Source organism: Synechococcus sp. ROS8604, from assembly GCF_014279655.1.
In the GTDB taxonomy this organism is placed as follows: domain Bacteria; phylum Cyanobacteriota; class Cyanobacteriia; order PCC-6307; family Cyanobiaceae; genus Synechococcus_C.
Genome location: NZ_CP047946.1, coordinates 2126441 through 2144884, shown reverse-complemented (window position 1 = coordinate 2144884; position 18444 = coordinate 2126441). Strand labels below are relative to the sequence as shown.

Here is an 18444-nt window from a genome sequence, read left to right as displayed (position 1 = left end):
TTGTCGAAACGCAACTAAAATATTTAGATGCTGAATCCATGGAATGGCTGAAGTTAGGGAGGATATCGATTATTCAGATTTCCGTCAGGACGAACTTGTTTCACTGGGCCGTGTCTTAAAGGAAGAGCGGGAAAGACAAGGGATAACTTGCCAAGCCTTTGCCGATTCGCTGCGCATGGGCAAAGAACAGCTTGAAGCTTTAGAGAATGGGGATCGGGACTATCTTCCAGAATCCGTTTTTATTTGCGGAATGCTGCGGCGAGTCGCGCAGAAATTGGGATTGGATCCCGGTCCTCTGGTTCAACAATTCCAAGCTCAGCTCCGTGAGACGAAGGGGGCGCCAACAAAGCGTGGCAGTTACCAGCGCTCCGGCTCTGCCGACGCACCCCAGGGCCAGCAGGACGATGCACAGATGGGTCGCTGGATCAGGAATGCAGGCATTCCTTTGCTTCTCGTTGGGGTGACAGCGATCAGCGCTATTGCCTTTCGCGGCAACCGTCAGCAACCAGCAGCAGTGAGCAGCGAGGCAGCAACGGAGCAACCTCTGCCTCAGCCGATGGCAGCGAGTGACAACGGTTCAGCTGTGGACGTGGCGGTTGACGTCGATAACAACACTCCAGGATCCGTCGCCCTTGATAGTTCACAACCGAGCTGGGTCTCCGTCCGCAATGGGAGTGGAGAGGTGATCTTTGAGGGCACTCTGAGCGAACTCAAACGGTTTGAGGGCGATCAGGGGCTTGAAGTCTTCGCGGGACGACCCGACTTGGTTCGATTGCGCTACGGGAATGGATCACCTAAGGCCTTGGGCAAAATCGATCAGTTGCGTTGGTATCCCCTTACCCCTGAACCGTGAGCTTGAGGTTTAACCCGGTGACCTCCTTCAAAATGGGGGCACAGCTTTCCAAGCTCCACTGCTCCACACTCAGATTCTGATCAGCCTGTTCTCCGACGAGCTCCAGGACAAGATCTTCGTTTTGGACGTGGACCCGCAAGCTTTTGACCACCGGCTCTGGACGTCGATCAAGGGCAACCGCCAGCCTGAGCAGTAAGGCCATCTCTGAGACGGTGCGTCTATTTGCACGGCTTTGTAGCGCTTGCCAGGATTCATGCCTCTTTTTGGGAAGGCTGCGGCGGTGATAGCGCGCGATGGCAGCCACCATTAAATGCTCCGCTTCTGAATAGCCAAGCAGTTCTCCATGGCGAATCAGATACCAGGAGTGCTTGTGATAAGCGCTGAGATTGATGTGTTGGCCGCAGGCGTGAAGCATCGCGGCAGCCCAAAGCAAGTCACGGCCTGAGCCATCATCACGGTGGAGATGGTCTTTGGTGTGGTCATAAAGAGTGAGGGCATGGGAGGCCACACGCTCGGCTCGCGCTTGATTCACGGCAAAACGTTGCACCTGGTGGATCACGGTGCGTTGTCGGATGCTGCTTTGAAAGCTGAAACGGTCTTCCAGTAGGCCGTGACGCAGCATCCAATCAACGATCAGGCCTTCGCGAAGCGCTCGCTCACTCAGAACCAGCTCTTTCGCTCCCAACATCTGCATGCTGGTTTGAAGAATCAAGGCCCCTGGAACGATGATTTCTGCGCGCCGATCATTGATGGGTGACAACCCTTTGCGTTGCTCCGGTGTCATCACCACCAAGCGATCAACCACCCGGTCGAGCCGTTGTTTGCTGAGGCGATAACCGTGCAGCTTCAGCGGTGGACGATCCTCCTCACTGGCGGCTAGGGCTCCGAGGGCCATTGCGGTGCCACTGGTGGCCACCATCACGGGTGTTTCTTCAGGGGTGATCCTGCGCAGCACTTTGTTGACGGCAGGCTCAAGAGACCCTTGGATGAAGGCTTCCAGGAAGGTCCGACGCTGCCGGGGCATCGGGTCATCTTGAATGAAATCACGCTGTAGTCGTACCGCGCCAACTCTTGTACTGGTGAGTGCTCGAGCATCACGACCATCCGCAAGAATTAACTCTGTTGAGCCGCCTCCGATGTCCAGCACAAGATGCGGACAGTCTCCAAAAGGCATGCCTGAGAGCACCCCTAGGTAGATCAAGCGGGCTTCTTCTGGGCCGCTCACGAGATCAACTTCGAGCTCGAGCTGCTCCTGAATCTCCTGCAAAAAGTCCCGACCATTCGGGGCCTCTCGCACCGCGCTGGTGGCTGCGGTCACGATCTGTTCCACTTGGTGACTCAGGGCGAGCTCGCGAAAGCGACGAAGCGCTTCGAGCCCGCGTTCGATGGCGGCCTCGGAGAGATTGCCTGTTTCGGGGTCTCTTTCCCCCAACCGCGTGGTGGATTTTTCAGCTAACTCGATGCTGAAGGTTCGTAGCTCCGGATCGACAGAGGCCACCAAGAGGTGGGTGGAATTGGTGCCGATATCGATTGCGGCAATCTTCCGCAAGGCTCGACCGTTTTGAAAGCTCGGCCCTGCTGTCACTTCACGCACCGCGCTGAAAGCCCTTCCACTTTGCCTCAAGCAGACAGCGAGAAGCTCTGTTTAAGGTTTCCAAGCTGGAGTTCTTTTTGTCAGTCAGCTCCGCTAAGCGCATGTTGTTTCGTCAAACCCTGGCTCCATGGGTGGCCCTGTTGCGTTGGAACAAACCCAGCGGAAGACTGATTTTGCTGATCCCCGCCGGCTGGAGTCTCTGGCTCACTCCGAATGCCCCGCCCTCTACAGCCCTTGCACTCTTGATCGTGCTCGGCGGTCTGGCGGTGAGTGGAGCGGGTTGCATCGCCAATGACTTGTGGGATCGACGCATCGATCGCTTTGTGGAACGCACGAAGCAGCGTCCGCTTGCGCAAGGAAGTTTGAGCGTTGTCCAGGCCGTTGTTGTGTTGATCGTGCTGTTGATCATCAGTTTGAGCGTGGTGCTGAGCTTGCCGGCTTCCGTGCGCAACCTCTGCCTTGTGTTGGCGTGTTTCGCCTTGCCGCCGATCTTGATCTATCCCTCTGCCAAGCGTTGGTTCGCCTACCCCCAGGCAGTCCTGGCCTTGTGCTGGGGCTTCGCGGTGTTGATCCCTTGGGCCGCTCAAGAGGGAAATCTGGATGGTGGCTGGCCTTTGGCCGGTTGTTGGCTTGCCACCCTGCTTTGGACGTTTTCTTTTGACACGGTGTATGCGATGGCGGATCGTCCGGATGACGCCCGGATGGCGTTAAACAGCAGCGCACTGAGTCTCGGTCCGTCCGTCTTGCGCGTCGTGGGGATCACCTATGCGCTCTCGATGCTGGCCCTGGCTGTTGCCGCCGCTTTTGCCGGAATCGGAGTCATTTTCTGGCCGTTCTGGTTGGTGGTGGCCTTTGGGATGCAACGTGCAACGCGAGCGCTCAAAAGTGTCCAGCAACAATCCATGTCGGTGTATGGCCTTCATTTCAGTCAGCAGGTGCGCTTGGGCGCGTTGCTGTTGTTGGGTCTCGTTCTCGGGCGGCTGGGCTGATGCACAGCCCAGACGGCTCTGACGTGTTGCTTTCCCCTCTTCAACGGGGAGATGAGGTGGCCGTGGTGGCCGCCAGCTCTGCGCTTGACAACACAGACAACCTTTGGCGTGGGCTCTCGATTCTGGACAGCTGGGGATTGCGAATCCGTCCGGATGTCATCAGCCAACGGCGCTGGGGCTATCTGGCGGGACGGGATGAGGAACGTCGTCGTGATTTCCAAGCGGTTCCCAATGCCGCCCTCTTGGCCTGTGCACGCGGCGGCTGGGGAGCAGCCAGACTTTTGGAGCATCCTTTCGCTTGGCAGCCTGGATGGTTGCTGGGCTTCTCGGATGTGACTGCACTGCTCTGCGCTCGTATGGCGGCCGGTGTGAGCGGGGGCGTCCATGGGCCCTTAATCACAACCCTCGCCGATGAACCCGAGTGGAGTCAGCGGCGTTTGCATGATCTGCTCTTTGGCCACGGCCTCCCGGATCTTCAAGGGGTGCCCTGGCGGGGAGGCGTGGCTGTAGGCCCGTTATTGACCCTGAATTTAACGGTGGCGTCCCATTTGATCGGGAGCCCTTTCCTTCCCGATCTGCGAGGCGTTGTGTTGGTGATTGAAGACATCGGCGAAGCGCCCTATCGCCTTGATCGCATGCTCACCCAGTGGCGACTAGCAGGTCTGCTCCAATCGCTCGCCGGCCTTGGCTTCGGTCGATTTCTGGATTGCGATGACGCCTCGAACTCTGCTGGCTTCAGCTTGGAAGAGGTGTTGCGAGAGCGCAGCGATGATTTAGGGATTCCTGTGGTGGGGAACCTTCTAGTGGGGCATGGTCCGGGGGGAAATGCAGCCTTGCCGGTGGGCGCGATCGCGACCCTCGATGGAGATCAGGGGGTCTTGCGCGTGGGAGCTAACCCTGGCGTTCGGCCAGCACTGCTGCAGCCACAGTGAGATCAAAAGGGGTGGTCACTTTGATGTTGGAGGGACCAGCATCAAGAACGTTGACTGGCCATCCCAAACGCTCGTAAAGGGAGGCGTCATCGGTGACCGTCCAGCCATTCGTACGGGCTTCACGATGACCCTGGCGGAGTTCATCCACTGAAAAAGCTTGCGGAGTCTGGGCCGCCCACAGCTCTGCGCGCTTTGGGGTTGCTGTGATCAAGCCTGATGCATCGACTTTTTTGATCGTGTCGGTGACAGGGGTCGCCGCAATCACAGCTTGGCCGCTGCGAACGGCTTCTGCACAGCGGTTAAACAGGTCGGGAGTGGCGAGACAGCGGGCTCCGTCATGGATGAGCACATGCTTGGCTTCGGTTGGCAGGCCCGCCAGCCCCCGTTCCACTGACTCTTGACGACTGTCTCCGCCGGCAATCCAAACGATGGGTTTGGAAGCGCCTCCCACGAGATCGAGAATCTCGGAACGGTCAATCTCCTGGCCAATGATTCCGATCCAATGGATCGCTTCAGCTGCGAGAGCTGCCTCCAGCGTCCATGCCAGCACGGGTTGTCCAGATAGTGGCAGCAGCAGCTTGTTGCGGGTCGCTCCCATCCGCCGCCCACTACCAGCGGCTGCGATCAACAGATGCATAAGCGACTCCTGTTCCCAGCAACCTGAAACGGCCTCCATACAATCAGCTCGCACCCCTTGTGCTGTTGTTTCATGCGCGTTCTCGTTTTAAGCCCAGGAACAGCTCAACAGCAGCTTGAGCGTATGCCTGCCATAGCAGCCTGTGCCAACGCGCTTGGAGCTTCGATTCAGGTGGCCTGTTCCCCTGGTTACCGATCGCTGTGGACGTTGCTCCCCTCTGTTGAAAAAATCATTCCCTTTGATTTTTCTGCAGCTCAAACCATGGCCGATTGGGCCAATCTCCTTGGCTCCGTCCGAGAACCTGATTTCCAAATATGCCTTAATTTTGCGGACGGACGTCAGGTCAACCTGATGCTGTCCATGAGCCATATCCCGACGCGGGTTGCAGAGGCTGGATTTGCCTCTAATGCTGTAGCGAGCCAGGCTGATGGCTGGAGTGCGCAGCGCCTCTCTGGATTTCTGGCTCCGCTTGGTCTCAGCTTGGATGCCGCAGCCTTTCGGATCAGTTTGCCTGCCGCGCTGATGAGCCAGGCTCGCGAAAGGCAGCCGCAGGGAGATGGTCCCCTGTTAATGCTTCAACCAACGGCCAAGGCAGGAGACTGGCCCTCAGAACGCTGGAAACAATTACCGCTCACGATCAAAGCCAAGCTTCCTGGGTTGCGAACCATCCATCTCGGTGATGAGAGCTCGCTTTCCGAGAGAGCCGCGCAGATTGCCTGTGCCGATGTGGTGTTGACCAGTTGTCCTGTGACCAGTCTGATGGCAACATTTTGCGGTGTTCCGTTGGTTGCCCTCGGACTGGCTGACGATCAACTGCCCGAGCGGGATGTGATTCGGCATCTCGGCAATGACGATCTCCGCTCACTCTCAGAAGGGGATGTGTTGGAGGCGATGGGCTTCGGATGAAGAAGCCTCGACGGAGGTCGCCACAACGCCGTCGGCTTCAGCCCTATTCCGTTCAGTTTTATCGGCCTCAGCTACGCCAGCTGGCCAGGCCATGGCTTTTACCCGTCCTAGCCCTCGCCATCGTGATCATGGGGGGTGCGATTGGTTATCGGATCACGGAGGGGTGGGACTGGGGTGATTGCTTGTGGATGGTGCTGATCACGATCAGCACCATTGGCTATGGAGAAGTGGAGCCCCTCTCCCAGGCCGGACGGCTGGTGACCGTTTTGATCGTGGCTGGGGGCATCGTGGTGGTGCAGCTCTCGATTCAAAAGATTCTCGGCCTGACAGAATCCGGATACTTCCGTCAGTTGCGGGAGTTGAGGTTTCGCCGAAATCTGCGGCGTATGCATAATCATGTGATTCTTTGCGGGTATGGCCGCATTGGCCGGGAGATTGCTGAACAGCTGCTCTTGGAAACCGTTCCTGTGCTTGTTGTGGAGTTGGATTCTGCTCGCCGTCTGGCGGCAGAGGAGCGTGGTTTGCCTGTGCTCCAGGCCGATGCCACCCTCGATGAAACGCTCCTAGAGGCTGGACTTCATCGTTGTCGAAGCCTGGTGGCGGCCTTGCCTAGCGATGCTGCCAATCTGTACGTCACGCTCAGCGCTCGAGGCTTGGAGCCTGGATGCCGGCTCATTGCTCGGGCCGATAGAGAAGAAGCGGCAGCCAAGCTTGAACTGGCGGGAGCCACGGTTGTGGTGAGTCCCTATGTCGCTGGGGGCAGGGTGATGGCAGCAACAGCGCTGAGGCCTTTGGCAGTGGACTTTATGGATCTGTTGTCTGGGTCGGAATTTGAAATTGAAGAATTTCGGTTAAGTCGTGATCCCTTGCTCGTGGGTCACTTAGCCAGCAAGAGCTTGTCGGAGCTCCAGCTCGGTCGGCGCAGTGGGGCCATGGTGCTGGCCATCCGTGACGGGAGCGCATTAAAGGGAAATCCCAGCGGGGAAGAACGGCTTGGCCCTGGTCAACTTCTTGTGGTGATGGGCAGTCAGAAGCAGTTGGAGTTATTCCGCAATCTGCTGGGTGATGCCATCGACACGATTGAAACCATGCGGGGTGTCTAGCTGGCCTTGATGACTGAAAGGGCTAATGATCCCTACTATCACACGATCGTAAAAAAAAGCGTTCATGGATTCATCCGCTTCTCTTGACGGTCAAACCGCCCTTGTTACTGGTGCAAGTCGTGGCATCGGTCGCGCAGTGGCCTTGGCTTTGGCCGCTGAGGGCGCAGAAGTGGTGGTGAATTACGCCAGTTCACCCGATGCGGCGGAGGCGGTGGTTGCTGAAATTCAGGCCAAGGGCGGCTCCGCCTATGCCCTCCAGGCCGACGTGGCGGACGAGGCTTCGGTGGACGACTTGATGAAAACGGTGTTGAAGCGCAGTGAACGCATCGACGTTTTGGTGAATAACGCGGGGATTACGCGCGACGGCCTGTTGATGAGGATGAAAACCGAGGATTGGCAGGCGGTGATCAATCTCAATCTCACCGGAGTCTTTCTGTGCACGCGGGCTGTGACACGCCCCATGTTGAAGCAGCGCAGTGGTCGCATCATCAACATCACCTCGGTGGTTGGGTTGATGGGCAATGCCGGTCAAGCGAATTACGCCGCCGCCAAAGCCGGCGTGGTGGGACTGACCCGAAGTAGCGCCAAGGAGATGGCAAGCCGTGGAATCACGGTGAATGCGGTGGCACCTGGATTTATTGCCACTGATATGACGAAAGATCTTGAGGCCGAGGCCATCCTTGCTGCCATTCCTTTGGGCCGGTTTGGGACCCCTGATCAGGTGGCTGGAACCGTGAGATTTTTAGCTGCCGATCCGGCCGCCGCTTACATCACCGGGCAGGTTCTTCAGGTGGATGGCGGGATGGTCATGAGTTGAGGATCAGCTCTGGAGAGGTTGCCCAAGCTCCTCTCTCAAGCGGCGAATGCGCTGAAGCAATTTCAATCTCCGACTGCGGTCCGTCGCCGTGAGATAAATCCGAAGCGGCACGTAGACCAACGTCATGGTTGCTGCCATGGCAGCCATGAAAACGAAGAACAGCGCTCCGGAATCCTTCATGTCCAAACCTTAACCAGATCGTTTGCGCCGTTGGTCCATGGATTCGGCTTTCCCCACTTCCGAGAGGAGCGGTTGGTCGTAGACGCTGGACGAGATTGACTCTCGGGCTCCTGACACTATGGCCAAACTTCTCAGCTTCTCGAACGAATCACGTGAGTCCCTCGAGAGAGGCATGAATGCCCTTGCCGATGCCGTTAGGGTCACCATCGGACCTCGTGGCCGTAACGTGGTGCTCGAGAAGTCCTACGGCGCACCTGACATCGTCAATGACGGTGACACGATTGCCAAAGAAATCGAACTTGCTGATCCATTCGAAAACATCGGAGCCAAGCTGATCCAGCAGGTGGCGTCCAAGACCAAGGACAAAGCTGGCGATGGCACCACAACGGCCACCGTGCTCGCCCAGGCGATGGTTGAGGAGGGGCTTCGCAACACCGCCGCAGGTGCCAGCCCGATCGAACTTCGCCGAGGCATGGAAAAAGCTGTGGCGGCGGTGGTCGCCAGCCTGAATCAGCGCAGTCAGTCCGTGAGCGGCGATGCGATTCGCCAGGTTGCCACGGTGAGCTCAGGCGGTGATGAGGAGGTGGGGCGAATGGTTGCTGAGGCTATGGACAGGGTGAGCTTTGACGGTGTGATCACCGTGGAGGAATCCAAGTCTTTGGCCACTGAGCTCGAAGTCACAGAGGGCATGGCCTTCGATCGTGGCTACAGCTCTCCCTATTTCGTCACCGATGGTGACCGCCAGATCTGTGAATTTGAGAATGCGTTACTGCTCCTCACCGATCGCAAAATTAGCTCGGTGACCGATTTGGTCCCCGTGTTGGAAACGGTTCAGAAATCGGGCTCACCGCTGGTGATCTTGGCCGAAGAAGTGGATGGAGAAGCTCTAGCAACCTTGGTTGTGAACAAGAACAGAGGGGTGCTGCAGGTGGCGGCAGTGCGTGCTCCATCCTTTGGCGAGCGCCGGAAGGCTGCTCTTGCTGATATCGCTGTGCTGACCGGCGGTCAAGTGATCAGCGAAGACAGGGCGATGACCCTCGACAAGGTGACGTTGGACGATCTGGGCCGGGCACGCAGGATCACGATCAGCAAGGACAGCACCACAATCGTGGCGAGCGATGACAGCAAAGATGCCGTCATCGCTCGTGTTGCCTCCATCAAGCGTGAGCTCGACAACACGGATTCGGAATACGACCAGGAGAAACTCAACGAGCGCATCGCCAAGCTCGCTGGAGGAGTGGCTGTGATTAAGGTCGGTGCCCCCACAGAAACGGAGCTCAAGAACCGCAAGCTACGCATTGAGGATGCTTTGAATGCCACCCGTGCAGCGGTCGAGGAAGGCATTGTTGCTGGAGGTGGATCAACCCTTCTGCACATCTCTGCAGAACTCGATGCTCTGACCTCAGGCTTGGAGGGTGATCAAAAGACCGGGGTCGAAATCGTTCAGCGTGCCCTCAGCGCTCCCCTGCGTCAGATCGCTGAAAATGCAGGTTCTAACGGTGACGTTGTGGTGGATCGTGTCCGCAACAGTGGACAGGGATTCAATGCTCTCACCGGAAACTTTGAAGACCTGATGAGTGCCGGGATTCTGGATGCATCCAAAGTGGTTCGTCTAGCGCTGCAGGACGCGGTTTCGATTGCATCATTGGTGGTGACCACTGAAGTCGTGGTGGCAGACAAACCTGAGCCCCCTGCACCTGCAGGCGGCGGTGGCGACCCTATGGGCGGCATGGGCGGCATGGATCCCATGGGCGGCATGGGCGGCATGGGCGGCATGGGAATGATGTAATTCCCACCGTGGAATCCCTTTAGTGGGATCCCTTTAGAGGGATCCCACCAGCCTTGCGTGGATGCGACACACGGATAAGGCTTCCCGGGGTGGATGGCTGCACAGTCTCCCCAGCTCTCGATTGAGGGCTTGCAGTTCTGTCATCGGCAACCCTGCGATGGGCAGACCGAAGAAGGCTCCGCTGAGGACGACAGGAAAAGCAACTTTCAGCAACATGCCTGAGTCTTGCGAGACTCACCCATTCTGCCTTTTCAGGGTCTTGTTGTAATTGGCCACTTGAAGGTCGACGCCCGTAATCGCCGTGCCAACGACCACAAGATCGGCTCCATGCTCAAGCGATTTGAGCGCTGAATCAGGCGACTTAATGCCCCCCTCGCAAATCAACGTCACCTGCTCGGGAAGCTGATCCCTTAGAGGAGAGATCAAGCCGAAACCCGGAGGAGTTTGTTGTGCTGTTTGCTCCGTGTATCCATAAAGAGTGGTGCCCACCCATTCGCATCCCAAGGATGCTGCGATCAATCCGTTTTCGATGGAGTCCACATCGGCCATGAGTGGAGCTCCTAATTCATTCTTCGATCGTTGAATGAGTTCGGCGAGGTCTTCCTGCTCTGGCCTTTGACGCGCTGTGGCATCAAGGGCGATGACGTCGGCACCGGCTGCCCAGACCGCTTGAATGTCCTGCCAGCGAGGCGTGATGTAGACGGAGCTCTGCGGGAGCGTTCGCTTCCATAAGCCAATGATCAAAGCGTTAGGACAGCGGTTGCGTACAGCTCCGATGTGCTCTGGGCTCTCGAGGCGAACACCAGTGGCTCCGTTGCGAAGACTGGCTTCAGCCATGGCCGCAATCACATCGGGATGCCGCATGGGTGATCCTTCCGGAGCCTGAACGGACACGATCAGGCCACCCTTCAGTTGGGCGCGGGATGGGATGGGGATGGACATCGTCCTCAGGAGGCCTGCAGATCTTGGACTGCTGAGGATGCCACCATCCAGCGACGAAAGCGCTGCGCACCGCGTGCAAACGGAGGAGGCGCAATGGTATGGGGCGGATTTGAAGAACGATCAGCCAGGTCTTCCATCCCCTCAGCCTCGTCAGCTTGCGAAGGACTCGGAAGGGGTGCGACGTGCAGAGCTGGTGTTTCTGTTTCGACCGTTTGATCGCTCACGAGAGAGAGGCCTTGGATCTTTGGCTCCACCTCTACTTCCACCTCTGGACTCTGAGCTGAGGGGAGAGCCTCCAGGGAGGCTTCATCCGACCGTTTGGGAAGAGAGGTCACCCCATAGCGGTGCACCCACTGCAGTTCCAATTGCGCGATGAGGGAGGCTTCTCTTAATTCATTGGCGACCAGCAAGCGACGTTGCAGGTCTAGTTGGCGGGGGTTCAGGGGCTGAAACGAAGAAACAGACACGGAATCAAGAGAGTTTGCGATTGAGCAGTGGTCGGATGAGAAGAAACAGCCCCACGGTGAGCACGGTCAGGACCAATAGGCAGGTCTGTCCAGTGACGGGTCCATAGGGTGCGTCCAAAAGAACCACCGAAAGATCGAGAGGGCCTGCATAGGCTGCTCGAATGGGTTCTATCGCGAAGGTAAGGGGATTTAGGGCCGCTAGCCAGCCCATCCACTCAGGCATAAAGCTCAGAGGTGCCAATGCGGTGCTTGCAAATAGCAGCGGCAGATTGGCGACAAAAATCACCGCAATCAACTCAATGTGACCAGGCAAAGCAAAAGCCAAACCGAGACTTAAGGCCGTTACGGCAAAAACCAACAGCAGCAGGGTGAACAGAACGAGCAGGAGGCCACCAGCTCCAGGCCATCCATAGCCGAGTAAGGCCGCTGTGAACATGATCGCCAAACTCTGCACAAGGCTCAATGTGGTGATGTAAATCACCGAAGCGAAGACAATGGAACTTCGACTTCTCAGTGGCGCCACCAGAAGTCGGTTGAGAAATCCAAATTCGCGGTCAAACATGACCGGAAGTCCGGCATTGAGTGCACCGCTAAACGCTGTGAACACAATCACTCCAGCACCGAGAAAACGCCCGTAGCTCATGCCGCCGGGTAGCAGCCCCTCGGGAGCCTTAGAGAACAAAGCCCCAAATAAAATCAACCAGATCAGGGGTTGCAGAACACCGGCAATCAGCGTGGAGGGACGCCGTTTGAGCTGCACGAACAGGCGACGCGTCAAAGCCGTCGTTTCCTGGATCAGCTCTGTCAAAGCTCCTCGGGAGGACGCTTGATTGGCATCAATCTGCAGATGGGGAGTGGTCATGGGGAGCACTGATGGAAATCTGGAGGTGGAAGCAGGCGGTTAGCGCATGGCTTGCTTGCGTTCTTGCTTGGGATCACGCTGCCCGGCAATGGCCAGCTCGGCGTCCATCAGGGTGCGTCCTGTGGCCTGAAGGTAAACGTCGTCAAGACTGGGTCTGCTTTGGGCAAGGGCAAAGACGGGAAGCCCTGCTTCTTCCAAACAAAGGCGAAGGCGAGGAAGGACCTGTTCCCCATCCACCACAAGGTTGAGGGAGTGGCCCTGCGAGCGATTAATCACAATGTTCTGGATGCCATCAAGGGGTTCAAGGAGGTCACGAATCGTCTCGGCTTCCTGCTCGTTGCTGAACTCACGCACCCGCAAGGTGACGCGATCCCCTCCCAGACGTTTCTTGAGATCGTTTGGTGTGCCTTCAGCAATCACCGCTCCGGCATCAATGATGGCCATTCGATCGGCGAGTGCTTCCACTTCCTCGAGGTAATGGGTGCTCAGCAAGACCGTTGTTCCCTGATCTCTTAAGTCCCGGAGCACGTTCCAGATCACGGCTCGACTTTCGATGTCAAGTCCGACCGTGGGTTCATCGAGAATGAGCAGTTGGGGGCGATGCAAGAGACCTGCCGCGAGATCAAGGCGACGACGCATGCCTCCTGAATAGGTGCCGCATCGCCGGTCGATCCAGGGATCCATGCCCAACATCTCGATCAGTTCGTCGATTCGTTGGTTCCTCTGCTTGGGTCGTAAGTGGTAGAGGTCGCCTTGAAGGACTAGCAGCTCCCGCCCCGTGAGGATTTTGTCAATCGCCACCTCTTGAGCGACATATCCAATCAGCCGTCGAATCTCGCGTTGGTCTTTCAAGCCATCGAGGCCAGCAATGCGGACATCGCCAAGATCTGGAGCCAGAAGAGTGGCAAGAATTCTCAGGGTTGTGGTTTTGCCAGCACCATTGGGTCCGAGCAGCCCATACAGACATCCTTCAGGGACTTGCAAGCTCAAGTCCCTGAGCGCTGGAATCGTCCCGTAAGACTTTTCCAGGTGATCGAGCACGATCAGGGACATGGAACCGTCCAAAAGCGAGAGTTAAGAATCTAGGAAGCGACAGGAAGAAATCCGCCCGCGAGGATGTCAACGACGGTCCTGACTTCCAGATCAAACTGAGCGGAACCAGACATTCGGCTCATGACAAGCAACAAACAGATTCCGAACAAATAAAGGATTGACCAACGAAACAATCCCTTGGCGCGATCTCGGTTGTTGGGTTCCGCAGCCAGACGCTCCACCATCTGCAGAAGGCGACCGTTGAAGGGAAGGATCAAGAGCCCATACAAGGCACCACCTTCCGGTAGGGCCCAAATGCCCAAAAAGCTGAGCAATATGGTGGCCCATCCATAGCGTCGAATCGCCCTCGTGGTGACCAATGGTCCCTTGACGACAGGGAGCATGGGAATGCCGACGGCTCGATAGTCGTCATGCAAAAGCAGGGCAAGTGCCCAGAAATGGGCAGGAGTCCACACCATCACAAGCGCGAACAGCCACCATCCGCTCAGGCCTATGTGGCCTGTTGCTGCAGCCGCTCCGACCAGGGGTGGGATGGCACCAGCAACACCGCCAACCACAATGTTTTGCGTGGTGCGGGGCTTCAGAAGCGCGGTGTAAAGCAGGACATAGCTGCAGAGTCCTAGGAGAGACAGTCCAGCTGCAAGACAGTTCACGCCACTGACGAGAAGCGCCGCTGCAGCAAGCGTGCAGGACACCGCACCAACAAAGGCCGCGGATGGAGACAACCGCCCAGAGGGAAGGGCTCGGCCGCTCGTGCGCAGCATGCGTCCATCCAGCTCCTGCTCCCACAAACAGTTGAGAACGCCAGCGGCGGCAGCGGCCAATGCACCACCACCAAGGGTGCAGGCCAGCCGTGGTGATGAGAGGGGCCAGCCTTCGGTGAGAGCCATTCCTCCCAAGGTGGTGGCGAGCAGGAGTGGGATCAGCCTCGGTTTGGCAACCTCAAGCCAGGGGGGTAGTTTGATTCTCTTGCGAGATGGCACCACCTCATCCCTGGTGAGGGATGGGGGCATTGGAGCAACGGAAGCTGAACTAGCCATGACAGGGCTCCAGGGTTGAAGAATCGCGAGCGATCGTGAGAGGGGAGTCGGGTGCTGACGGGCGTCTCCAGGTGAGAGCCGCGAGGACGGCCACGAGCAGACAGGCAACGAGTTGATGACCCACCGTCACCGCTGGCTGGCTCAGACCAAGCCGCAAGGTGAGAACTCCCAAACCGATTTGGGTTGAGACCAGCAGGGTGGCTGTGATCAGGAGGGGCCATTGCTGACGAGCCCAGCCGCCGGCGATCAGAGCTGTTGCAACGAAAAGCAGGACGCAAATCGCAGCTGGGGTTGCGGCACTGCGATGCCAATGAAGCCATTGGCAGGACTGACCTTCCTGCAAGCAACGTTGGGCCGCCCATGAGCTGGCCATCCGCCCTCCGAGCAGGCATTGGCCTGAAACGGCTGCCAGGCTGATTCCGCCAAGAAAGGGCCACCAGCGAGGGGCGGCAGCATCTTTCGATCCGGTGTGCAGCAGCCTTTGGGTGAGTCCGCTCATCACGATGACCAGGGTCAACGCCAGAACGAGATGGGCTGTCACCACCGATGAGGGGAGCAGTTGAAGCACGGTTAGGGCCCCGAGGCCTCCCTGAAGAACCACTAACAGGACCAAAAGGAAGGACAGAGGCAGGAACCAACGCGGCAATTCCTTCCTCCAGAACCAGGCGGCACCGAGCTGGACGAGCAGGGCGACGCCTACAACAAAGGCATCTAGGCGGTGGAACCACTCCAAGAACACCTTGAGGTTCATCTGGCGTCCAGGAAGAAGGCTCCCGTAACAGAGAGGCCAATCAGGACAGGCCAGCCCGGCCTCCATGACACGGGTTGCTCCTCCAATCACCACTAGAGCAATCAGAGCCACGACCAGGTGAGCTGCGAGTTGCGCCAGGCGCAAACGAATCGGAACTGTTGCCGATGAAGTCAACGACTGTTCCTCCTAATCACGCGGTTTATTTTTGGAAACTAGCGATCTGATCTGAAGCGGCACGCTATTTACAGGTCTCCGACATTTTTATGGGCGCCAAAATCTCCCTTTGCTGACAACAACGCCCTGAAACAGCTGTGTTAGCAGGAACTACAGGCTGCTTTAACAATCACGGCATGAAGAAGGCTCGGGATCTCCATAGTCTTAAGGGAGATGTACCAGGAGTTTCGTGCCTATCCCCTCGGCGATTCTCACTCTTGTGCTGGGAATGATCCTTGTGCTGGGTGGATTGTGGATTGGCCAAAACATCAACCTTCTTCCTGTTGATGCCAGCGTCAATGCACCCATTTACGACGAACTGTTTCGTGTTCTGTTCAGCATCGGTACAATTTTGTTTGTGGGAATCGTTGGGCTGGTGGTATTCAGCCTTGTTCGTTTCCGCCGCAAAGCTGGACAGATTGGTGACGGGATTGCACTGGAAGGCAATTTGCCGCTGGAGATTTTTTGGACGGCTGTCCCAGCCATCGTTGTCCTGTTCGTGGGTTTATTCAGCTACGACATCTACGAACGAATGGGGGGAATGGTTCCCCTTGGACATGGGGGCCACGGTGACTCTCAAGCCACAGAAGAAAGGGTTTGGGGAGGAATTGGCACAGCAGGGGCAATGCAAGCGAGTTCTGAAATGGCTGGAGCGCCTCTTCCTGTTGAGGTCACGGCGATGCAATTTGCCTTCCTCTTCCACTATCCCGAAGGCGACATTATCTCTGGAGAATTGCATGTTCCATCAGGACGACCTGTTTCATTGAAAATGGAGGCTAAAGATGTGATCCATGCATTCTGGGTTCCAGAATTCAGGCTCAAGCAGGACATCATTCCAGGCCAGCCAACCTTGCTCAATTTCACTCCCACCCGTCCAGGGCGTTACCCAGTGGTTTGCGCAGAACTTTGCGGCCCCTATCACGGTGGAATGCGCTCCACAGTGGTGGTTGAGTCGGCCGACGACTACGACGCCTGGTTCCAAGCCAATCGCAAGCTCCCTGTATCTGAGGCATGACACTTACTCTTCCCCAGCAAAGCAAACCCCCCTCCTTGCAACCAACTGGGTGGCTTCGCTACCTCAGTTTTAGCGTCGATCACAAAGTGATCGGGCTTCAATATTTGGTGTGTGGCTTTGCTTTTTACCTGATTGGTGGTGCCCTGGCTGGCGCTATTCGCACAGAGCTGACAAGCCCGGTAGCTGATTTTATGCCCCGGGATGTTTACAACCAGGTCCTGACCCTGCACGGCACTGTGATGATCTTTCTCTGGATCGTCCCGGTGGTGAATGGTGCATTTGGCAATTATCTGATTCCGTTCTATGTGGGGGCCAGGGACATGGCTTTCCCAAGGCTGAATGCTGTTGCTTTTTGGTTGATTCCCCCTGCTGGTCTACTTCTGATCACCAGTTACTTTATTACCGGCGCGGCACAGTCAGGCTGGACAGCTTATCCACCCCTCAGTCTGACGACTCCTGCGAGTGGACAGATTATTTGGATCCTGAGCGTTCTATTGCTTGGTGGAAGTTCCATCTTTGGCGGAATTAATTTCATTGCCACCATTCTGAAATTGCGTCGGCCTGGATTGAAGCTGATGCAATTGCCGATGTACTGCTGGGCAATGCTTGGAACGAGCATTCTCGTTGTTTTATCCACGCCCGTTCTCGCAGGTACCTTGATTCTTCTGAGCTTCGATATCGTTGCTCATACGGGATTCTTTAATCCAGGCATGGGTGGAAACGTTGTTGTTTATCAACACCTCTTCTGGTTTTATTCGCATCCAGCCGTCTACATTATGGTGTTGCCGGCCTTTGGTTTGGTGAGTGAAATCCTTCCGATTCATTGCCGGAAGCCTCTTTTTGGGTACACCACGATGGTGTATTCGATTATGGCAATCGTGGTTCTTGGGCTTGTTGTTTGGGCCCATCACATGTTTACCAGCGGCACGCCTCCATGGATGCGCCTGTTTTTCACCATTGCCACGGCCTTTATTGCCGTTCCCACCGGAATTAAATTCTTTAACTGGTTAGCCACTTTGTGGGGAGGAAAAATCAGTCTTAATAGCGCTGTTCTGTTCTCTTGCGGTTTTATTATCAACTTTGTGTTGGGCGGGATTACTGGTGTAGCGCTTGCGCAAGTGCCTTTTGACGTTCATGTTCATGACACCTATTTCGTAGTCGCTCACTTCCACTACATTGTCTATGGGGGTTCGGTTTTTGTGATCTTCGCGTCTGTGTATCACTGGTTTCCAAAAGTCACGGGGAGGATGCTGGATGAAAATCTCGGACGTTTTCATTTCTTGTTGACGTTTATTGGATTCAATCTTTGCTTTGCTCCCCAGCATTGGCTTGGTCTCAACGGCATGCCTAGGCGTGTTGCTGAATACGACCCCCAATTTGCGTTTGTGAATCAGATCAGCAGTGTTGGCGCCCTGCTGATGGCCCTCAGCACCTTGCCCTTCCTTTGGAACGTGTTCGTGAGTGCACGCTCAGGCCAAATTGCTGGAGACAACCCTTGGCGAGCCTTAACCCCTGAATGGTTGACCAGCTCTCCGCCTCCTGTAGAGAACTGGAAAGGTGAGCCTCCTTTGGTCACTCACCCCTATGGATATGGAATCCCAGCGGACAAGATCGACTTGAAAGACGCCAGTGGCAGTGATTTATGGAGCAGCGGCCGATGACTTCCCTTTCCCCCCAAGATCAAGCTGTTGAGATTCAGGAGCATCACGAAGAAAGCCATCCCGACCACCGCATGTTTGGCCTAGCCACCTTCTTGGTGGCTGACGCGATGACATTTGCAGGCTTTTTCGCTGCCTATCTCACGTTTAAGGCTGTTAATCCTCTCCTGCCTGGTGCTGTCTATGAGTTGGAACTTCCGCTTCCAACCCTGAACACCATTCTCCTGCTTGTCAGTAGCGCCACCTTCCATCGCGCTGGTGTCAATCTGCGCCGAAGTGAGATGCAACGTTGCAGAAGCTGGTTACTGCTGACGGCAGCTCTGGGCTTGGCCTTTTTGGCGAGTCAGATGGTGGAGTATTTCACCTTGCCATTTGGCTTGACTGACAACCTCTATGCCAGCACTTTCTACGCTCTCACTGGCTTCCATGGGTTGCATGTGACCCTGGGCGCACTGATGATTTTGATCGTGTGGTGGCAATGTCGGACTCCTGAGGGACGCGTCAGCGCTGATAATCACTTTCCCTTGGAAGCCGCAGAGCTCTATTGGCACTTCGTTGACGGCATCTGGGTGGTCTTATTTGTGATTCTCTATCTCATCTGAGCAAGCTTGGTCGCTCTTGCCTCTCATGTTATTTCGATACT

The 18444-nt window shown here is 56.5% G+C and carries 20 protein-coding genes; 10 read left to right on the top strand and 10 right to left on the bottom strand.

Annotation, left to right across the window (positions count from 1 at the left end; genetic code table 11):
- Nucleotides 1-43: 43 nt before the first annotated feature.
- Entirely contained in the window at nt 44-853 is an 810-nt protein-coding gene (locus tag SynROS8604_RS11570) for a helix-turn-helix domain-containing protein (RefSeq protein ID WP_186544100.1), read from the top strand.
- Here the strand turns inward: SynROS8604_RS11570 and SynROS8604_RS11565 are convergent.
- Nucleotides 837-2447 (bottom strand): Ppx/GppA phosphatase family protein, encoded by a 1611-nt coding sequence (locus tag SynROS8604_RS11565; protein ID WP_186544099.1) that lies wholly within the window; start codon nt 2445-2447, stop codon nt 837-839. The two genes, SynROS8604_RS11570 and SynROS8604_RS11565, sit on opposite strands and share 17 nt — an antisense overlap.
- A gap of 101 nt (nt 2448-2548) precedes the next feature.
- On the opposite strand from SynROS8604_RS11565, the gene SynROS8604_RS11560 reads away from it, so the two are divergent.
- On the top strand, nt 2549-3436 hold the full coding sequence (locus SynROS8604_RS11560; protein WP_186545960.1) for a 4-hydroxybenzoate polyprenyltransferase: 888 nt from the start codon (nt 2549-2551) through the stop codon (nt 3434-3436).
- Entirely contained in the window at nt 3436-4368 is a 933-nt protein-coding gene (locus SynROS8604_RS11555) for an LD-carboxypeptidase (protein ID WP_186544098.1), read from the top strand. The genes SynROS8604_RS11560 and SynROS8604_RS11555 overlap by 1 nt, the downstream gene beginning before the upstream one ends.
- Here the strand turns inward: SynROS8604_RS11555 and ispD are convergent.
- The gene (gene ispD, locus SynROS8604_RS11550; protein ID WP_186545959.1) at nt 4328-5005 is read right to left on the bottom strand and encodes a 2-C-methyl-D-erythritol 4-phosphate cytidylyltransferase; all 678 of its coding nucleotides are present in this window, start codon (nt 5003-5005) and stop codon (nt 4328-4330) included. The two genes, SynROS8604_RS11555 and ispD, sit on opposite strands and share 41 nt — an antisense overlap.
- A gap of 72 nt (nt 5006-5077) precedes the next feature.
- On the opposite strand from ispD, the gene SynROS8604_RS11545 reads away from it, so the two are divergent.
- From SynROS8604_RS11545 to fabG, 3 genes are all read left to right on the top strand, one after another.
- Nucleotides 5078-5911 carry a glycosyltransferase family 9 protein gene (locus SynROS8604_RS11545; protein ID WP_186544097.1) on the top strand — a complete coding sequence of 278 codons (834 nt, stop codon included), beginning with the start codon at nt 5078-5080 and terminating at the stop codon, nt 5909-5911.
- Nucleotides 5908-7014 carry a TrkA family potassium uptake protein gene (locus SynROS8604_RS11540; protein WP_186544096.1) on the top strand — a complete coding sequence of 369 codons (1107 nt, stop codon included), beginning with the start codon at nt 5908-5910 and terminating at the stop codon, nt 7012-7014. The genes SynROS8604_RS11545 and SynROS8604_RS11540 overlap by 4 nt, the downstream gene beginning before the upstream one ends.
- Nucleotides 7015-7078: 64 nt before the next feature.
- Nucleotides 7079-7831, top strand: a complete 753-nt coding sequence (fabG, locus tag SynROS8604_RS11535; RefSeq protein WP_186544095.1) for a 3-oxoacyl-[acyl-carrier-protein] reductase — start codon at nt 7079-7081, stop codon at nt 7829-7831.
- Nucleotides 7832-7834: 3 nt separating this feature from the next.
- Here fabG and SynROS8604_RS11530 read toward each other — a convergent pair whose 3' ends face one another.
- Nucleotides 7835-8011, bottom strand: a complete 177-nt coding sequence (locus tag SynROS8604_RS11530) for a hypothetical protein (protein ID WP_006853515.1) — start codon at nt 8009-8011, stop codon at nt 7835-7837.
- 118 nt (nt 8012-8129) lie between these two features.
- Here SynROS8604_RS11530 and groL point away from each other — a divergent pair, with 118 nt between their 5' ends.
- Nucleotides 8130-9800 (top strand): chaperonin GroEL, encoded by a 1671-nt coding sequence (gene groL, locus SynROS8604_RS11525; RefSeq protein WP_186544094.1) that lies wholly within the window; start codon nt 8130-8132, stop codon nt 9798-9800.
- Between the two features lie 33 nt (nt 9801-9833).
- Here the strand turns inward: groL and SynROS8604_RS11520 are convergent, their stop codons facing one another.
- Genes SynROS8604_RS11520 through SynROS8604_RS11490 form a run of 7 tightly spaced genes read right to left on the bottom strand, consistent with a single transcriptional unit; the run spans nt 9834 to nt 15089 of the window.
- The gene (locus SynROS8604_RS11520; protein WP_006853513.1) at nt 9834-10016 is read right to left on the bottom strand and encodes a hypothetical protein; all 183 of its coding nucleotides are present in this window, start codon (nt 10014-10016) and stop codon (nt 9834-9836) included.
- Nucleotides 10017-10034: 18 nt separating this feature from the next.
- Nucleotides 10035-10742, bottom strand: coding sequence for an N-acetylmannosamine-6-phosphate 2-epimerase (locus SynROS8604_RS11515; protein ID WP_186544093.1), 708 nt, complete (start codon nt 10740-10742; stop codon nt 10035-10037).
- Nucleotides 10743-10747: 5 nt separating this feature from the next.
- The gene (locus tag SynROS8604_RS11510; RefSeq protein WP_186544092.1) at nt 10748-11209 is read right to left on the bottom strand and encodes a hypothetical protein; all 462 of its coding nucleotides are present in this window, start codon (nt 11207-11209) and stop codon (nt 10748-10750) included.
- A gap of 4 nt (nt 11210-11213) precedes the next feature.
- Nucleotides 11214-12071 carry an ABC transporter permease gene (locus SynROS8604_RS11505; RefSeq protein WP_186544091.1) on the bottom strand — a complete coding sequence of 286 codons (858 nt, stop codon included), beginning with the start codon at nt 12069-12071 and terminating at the stop codon, nt 11214-11216.
- 39 nt (nt 12072-12110) lie between these two features.
- The gene (locus SynROS8604_RS11500; RefSeq protein WP_186544090.1) at nt 12111-13124 is read right to left on the bottom strand and encodes an ATP-binding cassette domain-containing protein; all 1014 of its coding nucleotides are present in this window, start codon (nt 13122-13124) and stop codon (nt 12111-12113) included.
- A 29-nt stretch (nt 13125-13153) separates the two neighbouring features.
- Nucleotides 13154-14137 carry a heme o synthase gene (locus SynROS8604_RS11495; RefSeq protein WP_370586512.1) on the bottom strand — a complete coding sequence of 328 codons (984 nt, stop codon included), beginning with the start codon at nt 14135-14137 and terminating at the stop codon, nt 13154-13156.
- 19 nt (nt 14138-14156) lie between these two features.
- Entirely contained in the window at nt 14157-15089 is a 933-nt protein-coding gene (locus tag SynROS8604_RS11490) for a heme A synthase (protein WP_186544088.1), read from the bottom strand.
- 229 nt (nt 15090-15318) lie between these two features.
- Between SynROS8604_RS11490 and SynROS8604_RS11485 the strand changes: the two genes are divergently transcribed.
- From SynROS8604_RS11485 to SynROS8604_RS11475, 3 genes are read left to right on the top strand one after another with little or no spacing between them, the layout of a single operon-like run.
- Complete coding sequence (locus SynROS8604_RS11485) at nt 15319-16143, top strand: cytochrome c oxidase subunit II (protein WP_186544087.1); 825 nt, start codon at nt 15319-15321, stop codon at nt 16141-16143.
- Entirely contained in the window at nt 16140-17804 is a 1665-nt protein-coding gene (ctaD, locus tag SynROS8604_RS11480) for a cytochrome c oxidase subunit I (RefSeq protein ID WP_115070030.1), read from the top strand. The genes SynROS8604_RS11485 and ctaD overlap by 4 nt, the downstream gene beginning before the upstream one ends.
- Entirely contained in the window at nt 17801-18403 is a 603-nt protein-coding gene (locus SynROS8604_RS11475; RefSeq protein WP_186544086.1) for a cytochrome c oxidase subunit 3, read from the top strand. The genes ctaD and SynROS8604_RS11475 overlap by 4 nt, the downstream gene beginning before the upstream one ends.
- The last annotated feature ends 41 nt before the right edge of the window (nt 18404-18444 follow it).

Excerpts from the sequence above, each read along its gene's own strand:
- SynROS8604_RS11570 (WP_186544100.1), top strand. The coding sequence starts at position 44 with ATGGCTGAAGTTAGGGAGGATATCGATTATTCAGATTTCCGTCAGGAC.
- SynROS8604_RS11560 (WP_186545960.1), top strand. The coding sequence starts at position 2,549 with ATGTTGTTTCGTCAAACCCTGGCTCCATGGGTGGCCCTGTTGCGTTGG.
- SynROS8604_RS11555 (WP_186544098.1), top strand. The coding sequence starts at position 3,436 with ATGCACAGCCCAGACGGCTCTGACGTGTTGCTTTCCCCTCTTCAACGG.
- ispD (WP_186545959.1), bottom strand. The coding sequence starts at position 5,005 with ATGCATCTGTTGATCGCAGCCGCTGGTAGTGGGCGGCGGATGGGAGCG.
- SynROS8604_RS11545 (WP_186544097.1), top strand. The coding sequence starts at position 5,078 with ATGCGCGTTCTCGTTTTAAGCCCAGGAACAGCTCAACAGCAGCTTGAG.
- SynROS8604_RS11540 (WP_186544096.1), top strand. The coding sequence starts at position 5,908 with ATGAAGAAGCCTCGACGGAGGTCGCCACAACGCCGTCGGCTTCAGCCC.
- fabG (WP_186544095.1), top strand. The coding sequence starts at position 7,079 with ATGGATTCATCCGCTTCTCTTGACGGTCAAACCGCCCTTGTTACTGGT.
- SynROS8604_RS11530 (WP_006853515.1), bottom strand. The coding sequence starts at position 8,011 with ATGAAGGATTCCGGAGCGCTGTTCTTCGTTTTCATGGCTGCCATGGCA.
- groL (WP_186544094.1), top strand. The coding sequence starts at position 8,130 with ATGGCCAAACTTCTCAGCTTCTCGAACGAATCACGTGAGTCCCTCGAG.
- SynROS8604_RS11520 (WP_006853513.1), bottom strand. The coding sequence starts at position 10,016 with ATGTTGCTGAAAGTTGCTTTTCCTGTCGTCCTCAGCGGAGCCTTCTTC.
- SynROS8604_RS11515 (WP_186544093.1), bottom strand. The coding sequence starts at position 10,742 with ATGTCCATCCCCATCCCATCCCGCGCCCAACTGAAGGGTGGCCTGATC.
- SynROS8604_RS11505 (WP_186544091.1), bottom strand. The coding sequence starts at position 12,071 with ATGACCACTCCCCATCTGCAGATTGATGCCAATCAAGCGTCCTCCCGA.
- SynROS8604_RS11500 (WP_186544090.1), bottom strand. The coding sequence starts at position 13,124 with ATGTCCCTGATCGTGCTCGATCACCTGGAAAAGTCTTACGGGACGATT.
- SynROS8604_RS11495 (WP_370586512.1), bottom strand. The coding sequence starts at position 14,137 with ATGCCCCCATCCCTCACCAGGGATGAGGTGGTGCCATCTCGCAAGAGA.
- ctaD (WP_115070030.1), top strand. The coding sequence starts at position 16,140 with ATGACACTTACTCTTCCCCAGCAAAGCAAACCCCCCTCCTTGCAACCA.
- SynROS8604_RS11475 (WP_186544086.1), top strand. The coding sequence starts at position 17,801 with ATGACTTCCCTTTCCCCCCAAGATCAAGCTGTTGAGATTCAGGAGCAT.